The organism is Commensalibacter sp. M0133 (assembly GCF_016101485.1).
GTDB classification, from domain to species: domain Bacteria; phylum Pseudomonadota; class Alphaproteobacteria; order Acetobacterales; family Acetobacteraceae; genus Commensalibacter; species Commensalibacter melissae.
The window spans coordinates 891,085-910,631 of the sequence record NZ_JACFQI010000001.1 but is presented as its reverse complement, the minus strand read 5'-3'; the positions used below and the strand labels follow the sequence as shown (position 1 = coordinate 910,631).

20 protein-coding genes are annotated in these 19,547 nt (G+C 38.9%); 10 read left to right on the top strand and 10 right to left on the bottom strand.

Annotated features, from left to right (window positions below):
- Positions 1-188 precede the first annotated feature (188 nt).
- On the top strand, positions 189-2,108 hold the full coding sequence (locus H3T46_RS04095) for a ribonucleoside-diphosphate reductase subunit alpha (RefSeq protein WP_198197455.1): 1,920 nt from the start codon (positions 189-191) through the stop codon (positions 2,106-2,108).
- A gap of 245 nt (positions 2,109-2,353) precedes the next feature.
- On the top strand, positions 2,354-3,193 hold the full coding sequence (locus H3T46_RS04090) for an aldo/keto reductase (RefSeq protein WP_198197453.1): 840 nt from the start codon (positions 2,354-2,356) through the stop codon (positions 3,191-3,193).
- Positions 3,194-3,254: 61 nt separating this feature from the next.
- On the opposite strand, the gene H3T46_RS04085 is transcribed toward H3T46_RS04090, so the two are convergent.
- Both H3T46_RS04085 and H3T46_RS04080 read right to left on the bottom strand, forming a co-directional pair.
- Entirely contained in the window at positions 3,255-4,217 is a 963-nt protein-coding gene (locus H3T46_RS04085) for a ribonucleotide-diphosphate reductase subunit beta (RefSeq protein ID WP_122124296.1), read from the bottom strand.
- Positions 4,218-4,400: 183 nt separating this feature from the next.
- Complete coding sequence (locus H3T46_RS04080; protein ID WP_122123931.1) at positions 4,401-5,201, bottom strand: tRNA1(Val) (adenine(37)-N6)-methyltransferase; 801 nt, start codon at positions 5,199-5,201, stop codon at positions 4,401-4,403.
- A 157-nt stretch (positions 5,202-5,358) separates the two neighbouring features.
- Here H3T46_RS04080 and H3T46_RS04075 point away from each other — a divergent pair, with 157 nt between their 5' ends.
- Complete coding sequence (locus H3T46_RS04075; protein WP_230880516.1) at positions 5,359-6,399, top strand: polyprenyl synthetase family protein; 1,041 nt, start codon at positions 5,359-5,361, stop codon at positions 6,397-6,399.
- 7 nt (positions 6,400-6,406) lie between these two features.
- Here the strand turns inward: H3T46_RS04075 and murI are convergent, their stop codons facing one another.
- Entirely contained in the window at positions 6,407-7,228 is an 822-nt protein-coding gene (murI, locus tag H3T46_RS04070) for a glutamate racemase (protein WP_198197451.1), read from the bottom strand.
- Between the two features lie 13 nt (positions 7,229-7,241).
- The gene (locus H3T46_RS04065) at positions 7,242-8,006 is read right to left on the bottom strand and encodes an orotate phosphoribosyltransferase (protein ID WP_110438435.1); all 765 of its coding nucleotides are present in this window, start codon (positions 8,004-8,006) and stop codon (positions 7,242-7,244) included.
- A 204-nt stretch (positions 8,007-8,210) separates the two neighbouring features.
- Between H3T46_RS04065 and H3T46_RS04060 the strand changes: the two genes are divergently transcribed.
- The gene (locus H3T46_RS04060; protein ID WP_155569526.1) at positions 8,211-8,453 is read left to right on the top strand and encodes a hypothetical protein; all 243 of its coding nucleotides are present in this window, start codon (positions 8,211-8,213) and stop codon (positions 8,451-8,453) included.
- Between the two features lie 70 nt (positions 8,454-8,523).
- On the opposite strand, the gene gltA is transcribed toward H3T46_RS04060, so the two are convergent.
- The 3 genes from gltA to H3T46_RS04045 form a co-directional block, all read right to left on the bottom strand.
- A complete protein-coding gene (gltA, locus tag H3T46_RS04055) occupies positions 8,524-9,843 on the bottom strand; it encodes a citrate synthase (protein ID WP_230873087.1) in 1,320 nt (439 codons plus the stop codon).
- Between the two features lie 205 nt (positions 9,844-10,048).
- A complete protein-coding gene (locus H3T46_RS04050) occupies positions 10,049-10,378 on the bottom strand; it encodes a chorismate mutase (protein WP_155565806.1) in 330 nt (109 codons plus the stop codon).
- A 48-nt stretch (positions 10,379-10,426) separates the two neighbouring features.
- Positions 10,427-11,140 carry a metallophosphoesterase gene (locus tag H3T46_RS04045; protein WP_196424162.1) on the bottom strand — a complete coding sequence of 238 codons (714 nt, stop codon included), beginning with the start codon at positions 11,138-11,140 and terminating at the stop codon, positions 10,427-10,429.
- A gap of 153 nt (positions 11,141-11,293) precedes the next feature.
- Between H3T46_RS04045 and H3T46_RS04040 the strand changes: the two genes are divergently transcribed.
- Positions 11,294-12,805, top strand: a complete 1,512-nt coding sequence (locus H3T46_RS04040; RefSeq protein WP_198197449.1) for an acetyl-CoA hydrolase/transferase family protein — start codon at positions 11,294-11,296, stop codon at positions 12,803-12,805.
- A gap of 61 nt (positions 12,806-12,866) precedes the next feature.
- Here H3T46_RS04040 and H3T46_RS04035 read toward each other — a convergent pair whose 3' ends face one another.
- Entirely contained in the window at positions 12,867-13,484 is a 618-nt protein-coding gene (locus tag H3T46_RS04035; RefSeq protein WP_198197447.1) for a hypothetical protein, read from the bottom strand.
- Between the two features lie 186 nt (positions 13,485-13,670).
- Between H3T46_RS04035 and ispH the strand changes: the two genes are divergently transcribed.
- From ispH to rnhA, 3 genes are read left to right on the top strand one after another with little or no spacing between them, the layout of a single operon-like run.
- Entirely contained in the window at positions 13,671-14,654 is a 984-nt protein-coding gene (gene ispH / locus H3T46_RS04030; RefSeq protein WP_110438429.1) for a 4-hydroxy-3-methylbut-2-enyl diphosphate reductase, read from the top strand.
- 24 nt (positions 14,655-14,678) lie between these two features.
- Positions 14,679-15,635 carry a homoserine kinase gene (locus H3T46_RS04025; RefSeq protein ID WP_198197445.1) on the top strand — a complete coding sequence of 319 codons (957 nt, stop codon included), beginning with the start codon at positions 14,679-14,681 and terminating at the stop codon, positions 15,633-15,635.
- A complete protein-coding gene (gene rnhA / locus H3T46_RS04020) occupies positions 15,625-16,095 on the top strand; it encodes a ribonuclease HI (protein ID WP_198197443.1) in 471 nt (156 codons plus the stop codon). Before H3T46_RS04025 ends, rnhA begins: the two co-directional genes overlap by 11 nt.
- A gap of 4 nt (positions 16,096-16,099) precedes the next feature.
- On the opposite strand, the gene H3T46_RS04015 is transcribed toward rnhA, so the two are convergent.
- A complete protein-coding gene (locus H3T46_RS04015) occupies positions 16,100-16,543 on the bottom strand; it encodes a hypothetical protein (protein WP_155565801.1) in 444 nt (147 codons plus the stop codon).
- Positions 16,544-16,734: 191 nt separating this feature from the next.
- On the opposite strand from H3T46_RS04015, the gene H3T46_RS04010 reads away from it, so the two are divergent.
- Positions 16,735-17,571 (top strand): EcsC family protein, encoded by an 837-nt coding sequence (locus tag H3T46_RS04010; RefSeq protein ID WP_198197441.1) that lies wholly within the window; start codon positions 16,735-16,737, stop codon positions 17,569-17,571.
- A 201-nt stretch (positions 17,572-17,772) separates the two neighbouring features.
- Positions 17,773-18,996, top strand: a complete 1,224-nt coding sequence (locus tag H3T46_RS04005) for a DUF4412 domain-containing protein (RefSeq protein WP_198197439.1) — start codon at positions 17,773-17,775, stop codon at positions 18,994-18,996.
- 13 nt (positions 18,997-19,009) lie between these two features.
- On the opposite strand, the gene bcp is transcribed toward H3T46_RS04005, so the two are convergent.
- On the bottom strand, positions 19,010-19,483 hold the full coding sequence (bcp, locus tag H3T46_RS04000; protein ID WP_155567198.1) for a thioredoxin-dependent thiol peroxidase: 474 nt from the start codon (positions 19,481-19,483) through the stop codon (positions 19,010-19,012).
- Between the last annotated feature and the right edge of the window lie 64 nt (positions 19,484-19,547).

Here is a 19,547-nt window from a genome sequence, read left to right as displayed (position 1 = left end):
AAAATTAAAGTTTTTGTTTTTATCAAAATCTTGCATGTCAAGCCTAATGTTATGTTGATTTTATATCATCATATAGGTATGTATGTTTTTTTAATATACTATATATAGAAATTTATCATTACATTTAAAATTTTATAATGGTATAGTAAGGATGTAAAATCCTTAAAGGTTTGTTGTTTTGCGAGGATATGGTTGTGACCCCAGTTGATCTGCTTGAAAAAAAGCCTGTTGCCAATGCTGGAAAAGGTAAAACAGATAATGGTTTTCTTTTTACAGATGCCTTGGCAGGAAAAATACAGTTGTATGGGCGTTATCAGGTTAAGTTAGATCATTCTCGTGATGCTTTATTGACAGATTTTGGTAAAGCGACGCTTGATGACCGTTATCTTATTGAGGGTGAAAGCTACCAAGAGCTGTTTGCAAGGGTGGCCTCTTACTATGGGGATGATGCGGAACATGCCCAGCGTTTATATGACTATATGTCTCAGCATTGGTTTATGCCGGCCACTCCAGTACTGTCAAATGGTGGGACGGCCAGAGGGTTGCCTATTTCCTGTTTTTTGAATGAAGCGGAAGACAGCCTGAAGGGAATTGTTGAACTGTGGAATGAAAATGTCTGGCTTGCCTCTCGTGGCGGGGGAATTGGATCCTATTGGGGAAATTTGCGTTCTATTGGTGAAAATGTTAGTCGGAATGGCAAAACTTCAGGTGTCATTCCATTCATAAGGGTGATGGACAGCCTGACCCTGGCAATTAGTCAGGGATCTTTGAGACGGGGTTCAGCAGCTGTTTATTTGCCTATCTGGCATCCTGAAATTGAGGAATTTATTGAATTACGCAGACCAACGGGTGGAGATCCCAATCGTAAAGCCTTGAATCTACATCATGGTGTTCTAATTTCTGACGCTTTTATGCGTGCAGTTGAAAATAATGAGGAATGGGCGCTTGTCTCCCCAAAAGATCAGTCAGTCATTAGGAAAATTTCTGCCCGTTCTTTGTGGATCAGACTGCTGACGACACGAATTGAACAGGGTGAGCCTTATATTGTCTTTTCCGATACGGTGAATAATGCCCGTCCTGAACATCATAAACTGGCTGGACTGGAAGTAAAAACCTCTAATCTTTGTGCTGAAATTACGTTACCTACAGGAATAGATCATAAAGGAAAGGAACGGACGGCTGTTTGTTGCCTTTCCTCTTTAAATCTTGAATATTGGGATCAATGGTCAAGAAACCCACAATTTATCCAGGATGTCATGTTGTTTCTTGATAATGTTTTGCAGGATTTCATTGATCATGCTCCTGACGAAATGGAACGTGCAAGATATGCCGCTGCACGTGAACGTTCCGTTGGTATGGGTGTAATGGGTTTTCATTCTTTTCTTCAAGCTCATAAAATTCCGTTTGAAAGCGTTATGGCAAAAGTATGGAACAAGAAAATGTTTCAGCATATACGTCAGGAAGCAGACAAGGCATCCATTACCCTGGCGAATTTACGTGGACCTTGTCCGGATGCCGCCGATTATGGCATTAATGAGCGCTTTTCAAACAAGATTGCGATTGCGCCAACGGCTTCCATTTCGATTATTGCGGGAAATGCAAGTCCCGGTATTGAACCAATTACGGCCAATGTATTTTTGCAGAAAACCTTATCAGGCTCCTTTACCGTAAGAAATAGGCATTTACGTAAGGTATTGCAGGAAAAAGGCCAGGATACTGATGCAGTCTGGTCTTCTATCACTTTAAACAAAGGGAGTGTTCAACATCTTGATTTTCTGACTCAGGATGAAAAGGATATTTACAAAACAGCATTTGAATTGGATCAACGTTGGATCATTGAACATGCTGCTGACCGTTCACCTTTTATCTGTCAGTCTCAATCAGTTAATTTATTTGTTCCAGCCAATGTTCACAAGCGTGATTTACATATGATGCATTATCAGGCATGGAAAAAAGGAATGAAATCCCTGTATTATTGCCGTTCTCTTTCTATCCAGCGTGCAGACACTGTTAGTAATTTGGCAGTTAAAGAGGATATTCTAAATAAAGGTGATCAGATACAGGCTGATACCTCGACAAGTTATGAAGAATGTCTATCTTGTCAATAATATTGGTTTGAAGGCCTTTTTAGAAGAAAAGGTCTTTTTTGTTAACTGGGCAAAAGTCTGATCTAAACGGATTTTATTCTTTCTATATCCTTAATATTTTAAGATTTAGGAAGATTTTTGGCCGATATAGGTGATATTCATTTATAAACAAGATGATATTGCTTTTTAAACAGACATCTATTTATGATATCAATCGAAATATTGATTTTGTCTTTAATATTTTTTGTAAAAAGGACACATATTGAATGTCATCTATTCCTCAAATTAAATTAAATGATGGGACGAATATTCCTGCTGTTGGATTTGGCACTTACAAACTTAACGGTAGGGAAGGGGTAAAATCTATCATCAGTGCCATTCATAATGGTTACCGTTTGTTGGATTCAGCTTTTAATTATGAAAATGAAGGTGCTGTTGGTGAAGCGGTCCGACAATGTGGAATTTCCCGTGATCAGTTGCGAATCACTTCCAAATTACCAGGACGTCGTCATCAATATGATCAGGCATTGTTAACGATTGAGGAATCTTTATATCGTGCACAGCTTGATTATTATGATATATATTTGATTCATTGGCCCAACCCGATAACAGGAAAATATCTTGAAGCCTGGGAAGCTCTGGTCGAGGCGAAAAAAAGAGGGATGATTAAATCCATAGGCGTTTCAAATTTCCTGCCTGAGCATCTTGATCGTATTATTAAGGAAACAGGGGTGACACCAAGTATTAATCAAGTGGAATTGCATCCATATTTCTCCCAGGCAAAACAGCGTGCCTATGATAAAAAATTGGGAATTGTTACAGAGGCCTGGAGTCCACTGGGCCGTGCCAATGATCTGTTGACACACCCGATCCTGAAAGAAATTGCCAAAAATTATCATAAGTCGGTAGGACAACTAATTTTGCGCTGGCACATCCAGCTTGGTGTTGTTCCCATTCCAAAAGCAACATCAGATCAAAGGCAAAAGGAAAATCTTGACATATTTGATTTTGATATTACGACAGAAGATATGCAAAAAATTGATGCGTTATCAAAACCAGATGGTCGTTTAAAAGGACAGGATCCCTCAAAATATGAAGAATTTTAATTCTTAATATTATTCCCTCAGGATTAATATCTATTTGACCCTGAGGAATAACAGGGAATTCCTAAACTGTCATGCTTTCAAAAGCTTCTTCCCAGGTTCCTTCTGTGGCGGCTCGGCTATATTCAGTGGCACGATTTTCAAAGAAATTGGTATGTTCAACAGCATTGAGCATTTCATCCATCCAGGGTAACGGATTTTTATCAATATCGTAAATTGTATCCAGACCTAACTGTGTTAAGCGGCGATTGGCAATGAAACAAATATAATTTTTGACATCCTGTGCGGTTAGTCCTTCGACAGAACCCATTTCGAAAGCTAGGTCAATAAAGGCAAATTCATGTTCAACGATAGTTTTACATATATGGATCAGCTCTTGTTGAAAGTTTTCCGTCCACAAATGGGGATTTTCTTGAATGAACGTACGGAAAAGCTTGATAATGGATAGGCAATGTAATGTTTCATCTCTTACTGACCACGAGATAATCTGCCCCATTCCTTTTAATTTATTAAAACGTGGAAAGTTCATAAGGATGGCAAAGGATGAGAATAATTGTAATCCTTCAGTGAATGCTCCGAAAACCGCCATTGTTTTGGCAATTTCGAGTGGATTATCAATTGAAAAATTCTGCATGTAGTCATATTTGTCTTTCATTTCCTTATATTTGAGGAAAGCAGAATATTCGACTTCCGGCATACCAATAGTATCAAGAAGATAACTATATGCCGCGATATGAATCGTCTCGATATTGGAGAATGCTGATAGCATCATAAGAACCTCAATAGGTTTGAATACCTGGCTGTAATATTTCATATAGGCATTATTTACCTCGACATCTGATTGCGTAAAGAATCGAAAGATTTGGGTGATCAAATTCCGTTCGGGTTCGGTCAATTTTTTATGCCAGTCCTTGACATCTTCCGCCAATGGAACCTCTTCAGGTAACCAATGTAGTCTCTGTTGGGTCAGCCATACATCATAGGCCCAAGGATAATGAAAGGGTTTGTAAACTGGGTTATACGTCATCAGATTATGTGTTTGTGCTGGTTTTGAATCTTGCTTTTCCACAGTTTTAACTCCTTGGGTGATTTATGATTTAATTATGCTCTTTTATCAATATATAGTCATATAAATAAATTTAATATCGATATATAGTGTTTTATAAAAATAAACTTCTTGACTTAGATTCATCCCATATAAACGCTTATATCAAGATAACAAGGTTAGTTTTTTTCCCTGACGCAAGATTCGATTTGTTTCATTGGTAAATTCTCCATTGTCATTATGTAGTATCAGGCCTGGTGCAATCTGACTCCCTCCGGTCGATCCCATTCGTCCTTGTAAAAGTATAATTCGGGGTGGTCGGTTTAGTTTTGGCCATAAAGGAAATAGAATAACCGATCCCAGTTTATATTGATACATAAGGGCACTTGCTTCACTATACAGGCTGGCTGAAAGGGCCAGAGTTAATGTTCCTCCTTGTCGTAATGGACGGCTTAAAGCATAAATCCATTCAGCAAGCAAGCCTCGGGGAAGTTTTTTTGCCAGATTTTTTTCTGGGTCTGGTGAAGGACAGCTATTATGTTGATGCCAGGGAGGGTTGGCGAAGACATGATCAACATGTTCCTGACCATTAGGTAAAAATGTAAAAGGACGTTTTGGAAGTTTCGGTAATGTAACCTGCATTGCCTTTAGATTGGACATCGCATTAAGTTGAAAATTTTCATTTGCCAGTTCAACCATCTCTGGATGTTGTTCAAAACCTATTCCAGTAATCAAAGGAATACGATAGGCAAGACACATCAATCCTGCACCGGCTCCACATCCACCCTCAATAATTATCTGTTTTTTTTTGGCTGGAATACTGGCTGCCATCAATATGGGCTCGAGGGCTGTCCTGTATCCTTTTTGGAATTGTTTATAAAATATCTTTCCTTCTAATAACGTTCCATTGGATGTATTTTTTGATTTATGGTGTATATAAGGTGACGTAAAAGAAAGCGACTGCATAAATCATTAACCAAATAAATATGTTAGACAAATAAAATGTATTCTAGCGTAACCGATAATGAAATGTTAATGATAATGATCAATTCTGTTTTTATTTTTACAACTTGAATAAATTTTTATAAGTTTTATATAGGGTCGGTTGGATCAACATATGCCAATGAGACAGAAGGTAGAAAGTAAAATGCCTGTTCTGATGGGGAAAGAAGAACCTTTACAAGCATTAGTGGATTATTTAGCTGTTGACATGCAAGCTTGTAATCATGTCATTATGGATCGGATGCAAAGCTCCGTACCGTTAGTTTCACAACTGGCAGCACATCTAATTGTGGCAGGAGGAAAGCGTTTAAGACCTTTACTAACCTTGGCCTCAGCACGATTATGTGGATACGAAAAAGATTCTGCAGATCACATTACACGTCATGTCCGGTTGGCTGCCTGTATTGAATTCCTTCATACCGCGACCCTGTTGCATGATGATGTGGTTGATGAAAGTATGTTGCGACGGGGGACGGAAAGTGCAAATGCTGTTTTTGGTAATTCAGCGTCTGTATTGGTGGGAGATTTTCTTTTTTCCCGTGCATTTCAGATCATGACAGAAGATGGTTCCTTAGAAGTTATGCGAATCATTTCAAAGGCTTCGGCAACCATTGCTGAAGGTGAAATTTTGCAAATGACCGTACAGAATGATTTGTCAACTTCAATATCACGCTATTTTGAAGTTATTCATGGAAAGACTGCGGCATTATTTGCAGCTTCTTGTCGAGTTGGGGCTATTGTAGCCAATCAATCAAGACAGCATGAATTGGCGCTGGAATCTTTTGGTACAAATTTGGGAATGGCTTTTCAGCTAGTTGATGATGCATTGGATTATTCAGCGAAACAGGAAGAATTGGGTAAAACGATTGGCGATGATTTTCGTGAGGGTAAAATAACCTATCCAATTTTGATTGCCTATGAAAAGTCCACTCCAGTGGAAAAGGAATTTTGGCAACGGGTAATACAGGATGGCAAGCAGGAAAAAGGCGATTTAAAACAGGCCCTAATCCTTATTCGAAAGTACAATGTAATTGAAGAAACCCTTAAAGAAGCTATGGTTTTTGCAAATAAAGCCAGTTCAGCGCTCAATGTTTTTCCAGAGAGTGAATTACATACCATCTTAAAAAATATTGCTAATTACACCGTGCATAGACATTTTTAAAATTGGTTTATTGCAATATAAATGTTTTGATTTGTGTAAATTTCATCAGGGCAAGCCGACTTAAAAGAGGTTTGTCCTTAGTTAATGGTGCAGTAGAATAAAAACAGTTATTTACGTTATTATCAGTATGTGAAAATTTCTCTTGCCGTAAAATGTCAATAGTGTGCTTGGCTACAGCAGCTGCTGGATCCAGCCATTGAATGGATGGGGATGTGTTCTGACGTAAAAGATCAAGAATAAAGCTGTAATGGGTACATCCTATACATATTGCATCCATTTGATCAGAATATGGATGATTAAACATATTATCAAGTTCTTGCTGGATTAGATGTATATCGCAAGACTTTGTCCGGAAATAATTCTCTGCCAGTTTTGCAAGTACAGGAGAACCATAAGCGATAAGTTTGCAATCCGAGGCAAATTGTTCTTTTAAATGACATAAATAGGGTCGTGCAATGGTCGCACGTGTTGCCAATAATCCAATTATTTTGCTTTGACTCACACGGGCGGCCCATCGAACAGGTGGAACACAGCCAACAAATGGAATGAAAGGATATATTTTCCTCAGCCTGTCGAGTGCAATAGTACTGGCGGTATTACAGGCAATGATAACAAGGTTTGGTTTAATTGACTGAATCGCCTGTCCGATAAGATTGATAATTCGTTCAACCAGAAAATTATCTTCTTGCTCACCATAAGGGAAAACAAGGTTGTCGGCAAAATAGTCAATTGAAACCTGTAAATCAGTTGTTTTCAATTGTGTTTGGAGGTTTTGAACGATGCCTAAACCTCCAATACCAGAATCGAATGCTAAAACACGATAAGGCATAGGGTATAAAAGATTATAAACGGGATTGTTTATAAGCTAGAGCCTCCTGTTCATTGCTGACTCCGCCATGCTTGGCAGACCATGCGCAAGGATCTTCAAGGAAACGTCTGATTTCTGAGGTATCTCCATTTGAAAAGGCTGGGTATTCTGAACTGACTTCTAAAATATCCCACCAAGTGCAAAGGGAATGCAGACTGATACCAATATCATTTAGTGTCTGATAAGCGCTTGAAAAAACTCCATAAAAGAAAACAACAAAAGCATGATCAACAATTGCACCAGCCTTGCGTAAAGCTTTGGCAAACCCAACCTTGGAAATACCATCTGTAGTTAAGTCTTCCACCAAAAGAGTACGCATATTTTCAGGTACATCCCCTTCGATCTGTGCATTTTTACCAAATCCTTTAGGTTTTTTGCGGACATAGGCCATTGGAGTCATCATTCGGTCTGCGAACCATGCAGCAAATGGAATTCCAGCTGTTTCACCACCCACGACGGCATCAAAAGATTCATATCCAACGTGACGATAAATTTTTTCAACCCCTAATTCAATAATCTTTGCCCGGGCACGAGGATAAAAAATAATTTTACGACAATCAATATAAACAGGGGATTTCCAACCGGCGGTAAGTAGATACGGATCATCAGGACGAAAATTTACAGCCTGGATTTCCAAAAGAAGCCGAGCGGTAATAAGAGCGGCGTCACGATCCCATTCAGTTACACGAGGTGAACGTGGTTGTTTTTTATTAAAAAGTGAAGTATGAGTTTGTGACATAGAGTGATTGCCTTATTCGTAAAGTAGAGAAAGCAGGTAAATAAGGTTTTCTTATATACTTTTTAGAAAAAAAGTGCAGTAATTAAATTTTTTTATAAAAAAATTGATAAAAACTAAATTAATAATATATTTCTATCAATAGATACTGATTTTGGGATATACTATCAAAGTCAAAGTAAATCGTTGGTATTAAGTAGAAAAAGTATGGCTATTCAATTAGACCACATTCATCGTCGGTGTGAAAAATCGGTTATTACTGCCTATCAAGAGTTAAAAGCTGTTGGTATAGGGGAAATGCAAATTTTTCAAAGCTGCGTTCTTTTATATCAAATTTATCATCCGGAATCTTCAGTAAATGAGGCTCGTCTTCTCGTGTCTGAATGGATTGACTATCATATTTATGATAAAAAACAGAATGGCAAAACCACTGGATGCGATTGCAATTAGAGGAAAAACCAGGTAAGGAAATTGTTATTTGAATTTCCTTACCTGAAAAGTTTTCTTATCTAAAATTAGTTTATTTATTTAAATCTCTACGCTGATGGCCTGTATATAGCTGACGAGGACGATAAATTCTTCGTAATGGGTCATTAAAGGCCTCTTTCCATTGACTTACCCATCCTACGGTGCGTGCAACAGCAAAAAACGCGGTAAACATTGATTTAGGTATTCCCATTGCCTTGAAAATGATTCCAGAGTAGAAATCTACATTTGGATAAAGTTTACGTTGAACGAAATAATCGTCATTCAGTGCATATTTTTCTAGTTCAATAGCGAGTTCCAGTAATGGATCGTGTTTAATACCCAATTCCTCAAGGACTTCATAACAGGTCTGTTGCATGATTTTTGCCCGTGGATCGAAATTTTTGTAAACGCGATGTCCAAATCCCATTAACCTGACATTACTGTTTTTATCTTTCACCTTTGCAATAAAATCAGGGATATTTTCTTTTGAGCCTATTTTTCCGAGCATTTGTAAAACCGCTTCATTTGCACCACCATGTGCGGGTCCCCAAAGAGCGGCAATACCTGCGGCAACACAGGCAAACGGATGTGATCCTGTTGATCCTGTCAATCGTACTGTGGATGTTGAGGCATTTTGTTCATGATCAGCATGTAAAATCAAAATACGGTCCAATGCATTGCTGAGGATTGGATTGACCTTATAGGGTCTATCCGCACGGGCAAACAGCATGTTAATAAAATTTTCTGAATATGAATAATCTGCTCTTGGATAGACAAAAGGTTCCCCTCGGGAATATTTGTAGGCCCATGCCGCAAGAGTGGGCATTTTTGCAATCAGACGAACAGCGGAAAGATCACGACTTTCTTCGTTAGATATGTCAATGCCTTCGGGATAGAAAGCTGATAATCCACCAACTGTTCCACATAACATGGCCATTGGATGTGCATCGCGACGATAGCCGTTAAAGAAATTTCGAATTTGCTCATGAAGAAGAGAATGATTAAGTAACCGTTCTTTAAAATCCTCGTGCTCTTTTTTGGATGGAAGTTCTCCGTACAAAAGAAGATATGCCACCTCTGCGAAACTTGATTTTGCAGCAAGCTGTTCGATTGGATACCCGCGATATAAAAGGATACCTTTTTCACCATCAATGAATGTGATCTTGCTTTCACAAGCGGCAGTACTGCCCAATCCAGGATCAAAGGTAAATAAGCCCAATTCTTTGGTCAAACTGCGAATATCAACGACACTATTTCCACTTGCCCCTGATAGAACTGGTAATGTAGCTGTTTTCCCCTGAAAAGTAATGGTAACGGTTCCGTCATCTTGAGGAGGTGAGAAAGACATAGCTTCCGTGTCTGACTGTTTCATACTATATTCAACCTTATTGTGATTTAACAATGTCTTTAAATTTAATGCATAAAAATGCTCAATCTTCACCATACCAGAATACACAGAGAAGTTTTTTCACGTCTCTGAGAGCTTGGCATTTAAATAAATTATATTTAAAATTGTTTTGCTGAGTCTTAATATAAAGAATTGCATGCACAACCAAAAATAAAAAATAAGAGATGATTTAATTTTTCTTATCAATTTTTTGTTTGGCAATTGCTTTATGATGTTGAATAACTTCCGTAATGATGAAATGAAGAAATTTTTCAGCGAAATTGGGATCCAGATGGGCGGATTTGGCCATTTCTCTCAATCGTGTAATTTGTTCAGATTCTCTTTGAGGATCAGAAGGGGGTAACTGATAAGTTGCTTTCAATTCACCCACTTTTTGGGTCAAACAAAATCGTTCAGCCAGAATATGAATTAACGCATTATCAATATTATCAATGCTTTGGCGTAACTTTAATAATTCTTGTTTAGCTTTTTCTGTGGAAAGTGGTGGTTGTTTAATCATACAATCTACCTTTTTACATAAATTTTGGATAATAATTTTTAATTTGAATTAAATTGGAATATCGATCCACGATAAATGACCGCCTTTACCCGCTCCAGTATCCATAAAAACGGCTGTCCCTCCGGCATATCCTTTGCGGATCCAGGGACGTCCGTCCGTGGATCTGCAATCATGTCCGCAATATAGGGTATAACCTGATGGAATATGATTAACCCAGTTTAGTCTGCGGACCGGATAACCATTTGCAAGGGTTTTATTGGTTGTTTCCCCATACAATGTGCGGGATAACAAGGCATTTATCGGTGTCAATGGATTGGCTGGCGGGGGTTCAACCAGCATTCTGGTATGAAATCCGCCATGAACAAAAATAAAATTCTTAAAAATTAACCAGGCAGGAGCTTTTTCCAAAGCTTGCAAGATTTTATCGGTTAGTTTTTTATCAGGATGTTGGTTGATTTGATCAAGGGTTCTGGTCAGGATATTATCTTTTCTTACCCTGAATCCCTTGAGAAACAATCCCAGTTTTCGGTCATGATTGCCAATCAAGAAAATTCCTCTTTTTTCATCCTGAACCTGTAACATTAACGCCATTACAGCACCACTATCCGGTCCGTAATCGACCAAGTCCCCCAGTTGAATGATGAAGTGATCTGTTTCAACAGCATGTCGAAAACCGTTAATATCACCATGGACATCCCCGATAATTCTGAAATTTTTGAAACGAGTGGATAATGTGGCAAACATTGCTATAGTATAAACCATAAAGTTTTTTATTTTGCATCTATATATTGCAAAAATGTTTTTTTTATTGAATATCTCACTTTTTTTTGTTGGGAGAATTGAACTTTATGATCTTAATTAAAAGAAAAAAAAATATATAGTTTTATTTAAGTTAAGATTTTTAAAGGATTAGTCATGTCTCAAAATAATCGTATTCAACATCAGGGATTAAAACGAAAAGTCTGCTCGGCTGAAGAGGCCGCGCAATTTATTCATGCGGGTGATTTGATAGGTACAAGTGGATTTACGGGGTCAGGATATCCGAAGGCAGTTCCTCAGGCTTTGGCTAATAGAATTAAGGAAGCTCATGCGTTAGGTAAGGAATTTAAAGTCAAACTGATAACTGGAGCGTCAACAGGGCCAGAACTTGATGGTGCATTGGCGGAGGTTAACGGAGTTTCTTACCGTTCCGCGTTTAATACTGATCCAATTATGCGTAAACGGATCAATAGTGGGGATACTGATTATCTTGATATGCATTTGGGACAGGTTGCCCCCTTATATCGTACAGGTGTTTTGGGTGAAATGGATGTCGCCATTATCGAGGTCGTACGTATTTGCGAAAATGGTCGGTTGGTTGCCTCTTCGGCTCTGGCCAACAATCAGCTTTGGTTGAATAGTGCAAAAAAAATTATCCTTGAAGTCAATCAATGGCAAAGTGCAGGTCTGGAAGGTATGCATGATGCATGGGAAGTTTCAACTTCCTTTCCTCATCAAATTATTCCATTGTCCTCTCCTTGTGATCGTATAGGTCAACCATATATGACTGTTGATCTGAATAAAGTGGTGGCTGTTGTGGAAACGAACGCTCCAGATCGAAATGCCCCTTTTAGTCCCAGTGATGAAAATGCAAAATTGATTGCTGGACATTTAATGGAATTTTTCAGGTATGAAGTGAAAAGAGGTAAAGTGCCGCCTCAACTTTTTCCGTTACAATCCGGGGTTGGCAATGTTGCCAATGCGGTTATGGAGGCTTTGGGCGAAGGGGATTTTGACAATCTGACCGCATTTACGGAGGTGATTCAGGACGGTATGTTGAATATGCTTGAAACTGGGAAAATGAAGGTTGCTTCGGCGACATCCTTTTCTCTAAGTCCTGAAAAAGCGGAGTACTTTAACGATAACACTGATTTTTTCCGTGACAAAATCATTTTAAGGCCTTCTGAAATCAGTAATCATGTTGGTGTTATTCGCCGGTTAGGATGCATTTCCATGAACGGCGCCATCGAAGCGGATATTTTCGGCAATGTCAATTCCACCCATATTATGGGTTCAAGAATGATGAATGGAATTGGTGGTTCTGGGGATTATGCAAGAAACGCCTATGTATCGATTTTCATGACTCCATCCTTGGCTAAAGGAGGAAAGATTTCCTCAATTGTTCCGATGGTGTCTCATGTGGATCATATTTATCAGGATGTTCAGGTTATTGTAACCGAGCAGGGATTGGCAGATTTACGGGGACTGTCACCGCGTCAAAGAGCAAAACTTGTTATTGAAAATTGTACGCATCCCACTTTTAGACCTCTATTGAGGGAATATTATCAAATGGCCCTAAAAAATAATATGGCTCATACTCCTATTTTGCTTAAGGAAGCCCTGTCATGGCATGAACGGTACATCGATACAGGTACAATGATCCCCTGATTTTTCATGCAATTGTTAATTTGCTTAAATTAGATTTTTTAAGCAAATTATAATGGATAGTTTAATAGGAATTATATTGAACAGATCCAAAATGGTGACGATTATATTCAAGCTGGTTTGGAGATAGTTGAAAGCCAACAGTAAGTTCATATCCATCAGGGGTACGGGCAGTTGTGGCGGGAACTTTGAACATCAATTTTTTGGATTCAAGCTTCACTTGATCAATATTATTGGGGAAACTAATTTTCGCAATCATTTCCTGTTTATCAACGACTTTTCCATTATGAATGGTTGCAATGAAATATGGGATTTTGAAAGAATGAGTCTGGGCTGCTGGTCCTCGCTGAATCTGAAGGGTCACACTCAGTTGTGTATCAATGTAGTCTTGATAGCTTAAATTTCTCTTTCTTCGTTCTTTATTTTTTTCGTTCTTTGGATCATCAGTACAATTGCCTGATATTTCTATGATGCTGGCTTTAGTTATAAGATGAGGGAGACTATCCTGATTATTTTCAAAAACAAAATAATCTGATGCTGCAGGAAGAATACTAACTTTGGGACAGGCAGGAGGAAAATCATATGTTACTTTTTCTGCACATCCCCACAGAAAAAATGTGAAGGGTAAAAAGGCGAGGGGTGTTTTTATCGTCTTTTTTGTCAAAACACTTGAAAGGATCATCGCTTTCCTGCCATTTATAGAGAAGAGGTTGTTAATAAATAATAAAATATATACCATAAAACAAATTGTTTTAATGTGAAATATATTCTTTATAATTAATTTTAAGTTCTGATGTTTAATAACAGCTTGTTTACCTGATAAAATCCAAATATAAAGTTTATAGATTTTTAATAACTTGGAAAAATTATGTCTGACCAACATTTAAAGAATTCAGAAAATCAAACTCGTGCGTTAAAAGTATTATTGGCTGGCCCTCGTGGGTTTTGTGCCGGGGTTGATCGAGCTATTCGTGTTGTAGAAGAAGCTTTGCGACGGTACGGGGCACCGGTATACGTTCGTCACGAAATCGTTCATAATCGGACAGTTGTTGAAAATTTAGAAAAAAAGGGGGCTATTTTTGTGGAGGAACTGGATGAGGTTCCAGCAGATGCACATGTGGTTTTTTCAGCGCATGGTGTTCCCAAAACTGTGCCCCTAGAAGCCCAAAGACGTAACCTGTTATATCTTGATGCTACATGTCCCTTGGTTTCCAAGGTTCACAGAGAGGCGGAACGGCATTTTGCCAATGGCGGTGAAGAAAGCCGTCATATCTTGATGATTGGTCATGCAGGTCATCCCGAAGTTGTTGGAACGATGGGGCAATTGCCACCAGGTGCGGTAACCCTTATTAAGGATGCAGAGGAAGCCCGTACTGTACAACCTGAAAATCCAGACCGTTTGGCATTTATAACACAAACTACGCTTTCTGTGGATGATACCGCAGAAATTGTTGCCATTTTAAGGCAACGATTTCCCAAGATCGAGGGGCCAAAGCGTGAGGATATATGTTATGCAACTACAAATAGACAGGAAGCCGTAAAAAGAATTGCGGCAGAGTGTGATTTGATGTTCGTGATCGGTTCCCCAAACTCTTCCAATTCACAACGGTTGCGTGAGGTTGCTGAACGTTCGGGAGCGCCACGGGCAATTTTGATACCGAAACTGGAAAACATGGATTGGAAAGATCTGGAAGGCGTGAATGTATTGGGGATCACGGCAGGAGCCTCTGCACCTGAATCCCTTGTGCAAGAAATACTTGAAGCCTTGTCCAAACATTTTACGCTCGATATCGAAGAACGTATTGTCAAAGAGGAACATGTTACATTCAGTCTGCCAGCTCCCCTAGGATAAAATAGAGAAACATAGAGTTAATACATGGCTGTTTATACAAATGTTACTGAACAACAAGTATCATCTTGTCTTCAAAATTATCCTGTCGGTCAACTTGTTCGGTTAAAGGGTATTGCCCAGGGGGTCGAGAATAGCAATTTTCTTCTTGATACCACCCAGGGGAAATATATTCTTACCCTTTATGAAAAACGTATAAAAAGAGAAGAACTTCCATGGTATATGGATTTGATGCAGTTTTTTGCGCAACATCATATCCGTTGCCCCTTACCTGTCAGAACAAAAGAGGGTGAATGCCTGATTGAGCTGAATGAACGTCCGGCAGCAATTTTTACTTTTTTGGATGGAAAAGAAGTTTCGGAAATTTTTCCGGAACACTGTTTTTCCTTGGGAGTCTCGATGGCTCGGATGCATCAGGTTGGTCTGGAATTCAAGCGGAATAAAAAAAATCATGTGGGGCCGGACAGCTGGAATGCGTTACTTGAAAAATCGGTTAATCACGGGCATGATGATTTAATAAGGGAAATCGATCCTGTCCTAAGAAAAATCATTCAATCCTGGCCCACCCGACAAGAGGGTTTGCCAGTGGGTCAGATACATGCAGATTTATTTCCTGATAATGTTTTTTTTCAAGATAATCATTTAAGTGGATTTATAGATTTTTATTTTGCCTGTACTGATTTTCTTGCTTATGATCTTGCAATTGCTTTAAATGCATGGTGTTTTAATGAAACGGGTGAGTATCTTGTCAAACGGGCAAGGGCTTTGGTCGCAGGTTATCAGTCTGTTCGTATTCTGACTGAAAAAGAAAGATTGTTGTTACCCATTTTTAAAATGGGGGCGGCATTGCGCTTTTTACTGACGCGCCTACATGATCTGGTTTATACCCCTTCAACAGCTTTGGTTACTCCTAAAGATCCGCAACCTTATTTATACAGGCTCAGATATTATCAACTTAACAAAGTTGAAACATATGAATTTTGATCGAAGCAATTTTCAAAAAGGTTTTGTTGAAATCTGGACAGATGGAGGGTGCAGTCCCAATCCGGGTCCTGGCGGATGGGGAGTGTTATTACGCTTCAAGGGAATTGAACGTGAGTTAAGTGGCGGGGAAATGGAAACAACGAATAATCGTATGGAACTGACTGCCGCTGCTGTGGCTTTGGAGACATTGACCCGTTCTTGTCATGTGGATTTGTATACGGATAGTCAATATGTTCGCCGTGGAATTACTGAATGGTTTGAAGGCTGGAAAAAAAATGGCTGGAAAACAGCGGGGAAAAAACCGGTTGCGAATATTGATTTATGGCAGCGATTGGAAAGTGCCGCTGCCAGGCATCAAATTCAATGGCATTGGGTAAAAGGACATAATGGATGTCCTGAAAATGAACGGGTTGATCAGTTGGCCACGTCAGCCAGAAAAAAAATAACAGAAACAGGTTAACTAGCTAGCGCACTTTGTTTTGTTGTAAAATTGCACTGCGATTGCCTCCTGGTTGCCCGGCAAATGTATCATAGGATGCACTTGCATTATAGGGAGGTTGTACAGGTGCGTTAAAATACGCCCGAATTCCTGTCCCGGGAATATTGACTGAAGGACCGTTATAGGGTCTGACAGGCGATTGGCTTGGTGTGGACCCTGGCAATCCCTCACCTTTTTGAGAAGTTATGGAATCCGACTGTGTGGTTGTCATTGAATTATCATAGCTGACAGGTTTATATTCTGACATGCCAGGTCTTGAAGGGGGTGGAGGTAATGGATTTGGAGCCTGGTTTTTCGTATTATTTGAAACCGCACCAGAAATTTGAGCCTGAACAACCATAGGAATGATGCCTGTCAATAAACCAATGGTTAAAATCAGACCGGTTCGAAAATGAGAAACAGATTTCATTTTGTTATATGCCATTATTTTTAATCTTACTTACATATATAAAAATAATCTATTTTTAAAAGTAATCAATTGGCAACTTTTTCTTTTCTAAAAAAGATGACTTTTTTGTCATATTATTTCCCTTAAAAGGGATTATGGTTAATGATATCAAATTATAACCAATTTATCATCATTGGAATAGGTATTGACAAATGAATACAGAAAATAATCAGACGATTGTTCCTTATTCTTTAAATGACCAAGAGGTTCAGGATCTTACAGTTGCGCTGGAACAGCTGGAAGCAGGACGCGGCGTGTTATTGCGATTGGCCGATATTATGGGAGGAGCTGTTGGACAAGCCATAAAATTAGGTGAAAGAGGACTGAGTCTTTCACCAAGGATACAGAAAAAAATAGAGAAATTCACCAATGTTTCCATTCAGCGCGCTTTTGAAATTGCCATTTTAGGATTGAACAGAAAAACAGAGAAAACGGATTCAAATTTATCAAAAGCTGTCTGGCGTGATCGAATGATGAAAGCCATGGTTGTTACGTCAGGTGCAGTTGGAGGGTTCACTGGATTGGGTGGTATGTTGCCTGATATCAGTCTGACTACCCTTGCCCTTATGCGTGAAATTGCTCATGTTGCGCAAGAGGAAGGGGAAAACCTTCAAAATGAAGATACTAAACGCGCCTGTCTAGAAGTATTTGCATTACGGTCTTTTGCTAATTTGGGTATAGATAAAGATAATCAGCTGGGTTTTTTTTCAGCCAGATTAATGTTGCGTGGCCGTCCGATGATTTTGCTCATGGCTGACGTTTCTTACCAATATGGATTGAGCCTTTCCCAAAAACTGAGTATGCAGATGATGCCTGTTGTTAGCGCATTATGTGGTGCCTCATTAAATATGGCCTTTTTAAATCATTATCGTTCTTTGGCAAGACTACATTTTGTTATACGTCGATTGGAACGTGAACATGGAATGTTAGCTCGGGAAACAATTGAGTATATTTGTAAAAATCATATAAATTCCGATAATTTTTTTTAATGACATGATCAGATCATGTTCATGTTATCATGATTTAATCATTACAATAGAATTGGACGTGCAAAGTTTATTCAAGATTAAGGCATTATAGATTTTTAGTTAACGAGATATCAATTAAGTTTAGTTTAAGGGGGGATTGAAACGGAATTGATTCCGTCTATAATTCGGTATTTGTAAAGTCAATATATTAAGGATAAAGTGATGTTGTATAATTTTAGGGCGCTATGCTCTTCTTTTTATAAAAAAAAGGGTTATACGGGATCAATTCTTATTGGTACCACTTTTTTTGCCGCCCTATCGGCCTATGCCCAAGAAAAGCATCCTTTATTTATGCCGAAACGAGATGTAACGGTTGTTTATGCCGTGCAGCCGGAAAATTCATTATTGGCCCAAAAACGCAAGATATATTTTTCTGGAAATGGAACTCTATTTCGAATTGATGGTCCCAACAATATTGGGTTCACCCTTATTGATTCAGCTAAGCAAACGGCAACGGTTGTTTCCAATAAGTCGCGAGTTTATACGGTGATACCAAGTAAATCGGGCAAGGGTGGTCTTTTTTTGGATGAAAGTCTACATTTCAGAAAAAAGGGAACAGATCGTATATTGGGTATTTTGTGTCATCATTGGTCAGTTCAAGGAACAAAAGGACATTCGGATGTTTGTGTAACTGATGAAGGCATATTATTACGGCAGGAAGGAATGGATATTGATGGTATTGATGGTAAAACAGAAGCCCTTTCAGTGCAATTTGATGCTTTGTCTCCCTCCATATTTCAAGTTCCGGTAGGATATCAGCAGGTTAGACTTCCCCAGCAAAAGGGGGAAAGTCCCACTTTGGTTTCACCCAATGCCAACGCTCAGCCTCTTTCACCTATCCAGGCTAAAAAATCGGAAAATGGGAATAAGGTGGATGCCAGACAAAATCCTTTTATTACTCCTCAAAGGGATGTTGATGTGGTTTATGCAATCGCTGGTCCCATGCCTGGTTTACCTCCATTTCATCAGAGAATGCGCTGGTCCGTGGAACAATGGAAACAAAGAATTGATTCCCAGGGGATTGATACATACATGATAACTGATTATCGCACGCAGCGATTAACCGTTTTAAACCCCCAGTTAAAGAAAAAAACCGAACTTGTCGCGCCGGGTGCATCTATTCAGGGCGCGGGAAAAAGGGCAGGGGGAGATTATGTCAAGGTTGGTGAGGCCACGGTTGCTGGACAATTTTGTAATGAATGGGAGGTAGCAGATACAGAGGGCAATATTAATGATGTATGTTATACAAATGATGGAGTTATGTTACGCGTTGTACGTAATAATATTCCATTAGTTGTGGCCTTAAAAGTTGTTTACGCACATCAAGATGCCAGTTTGTATCGAATACCTACGGATCTGAAGATGTTGGCACCGGCACATCCGTAAGGTTCACAGAAGATTATCGATCAGGTGCATCGAGAGTTTTCAAAATTTCGTTTACATGGTTGGTAACTTTGACTTTATGCCAGATTTTAAGGATTTTACCCTTTTCATCTATTAAAAAGGTCGATCGTTCAATACCCATGTATTTTCGGCCATACATTGATTTTTCTACCCAAACGCCATAGGCTTCTGTCATTTCACCTTTTTCGTCGGATGCCAATGGAAAGGTGAGGTTGTGTTTTTGGGCAAAATCCTTCAGTTTTTTAACTGGATCACGGGATACACCAATAACAGGGATATCGAGCTTTTTGAAAGCGGTCAGGTTTTCTTCAAAAGCACAGGCCTCTTTCGTGCATCCAGATGTATTGGCTTTTGGATAAAAATAAAGAACAAATTTTTTTCCTTTTAATGCCGTCAGTGAAATTGAACTTTCAAGTTGGGTGGGGAGATCAAAATTGGGTGCCTGGGAACCTTCGTTTAGTTGGGTCATGTAACTTACTTTTCTAGATGGATATAATGAAAATTGAATATTTTTTCCAAGTTAATAATATAGT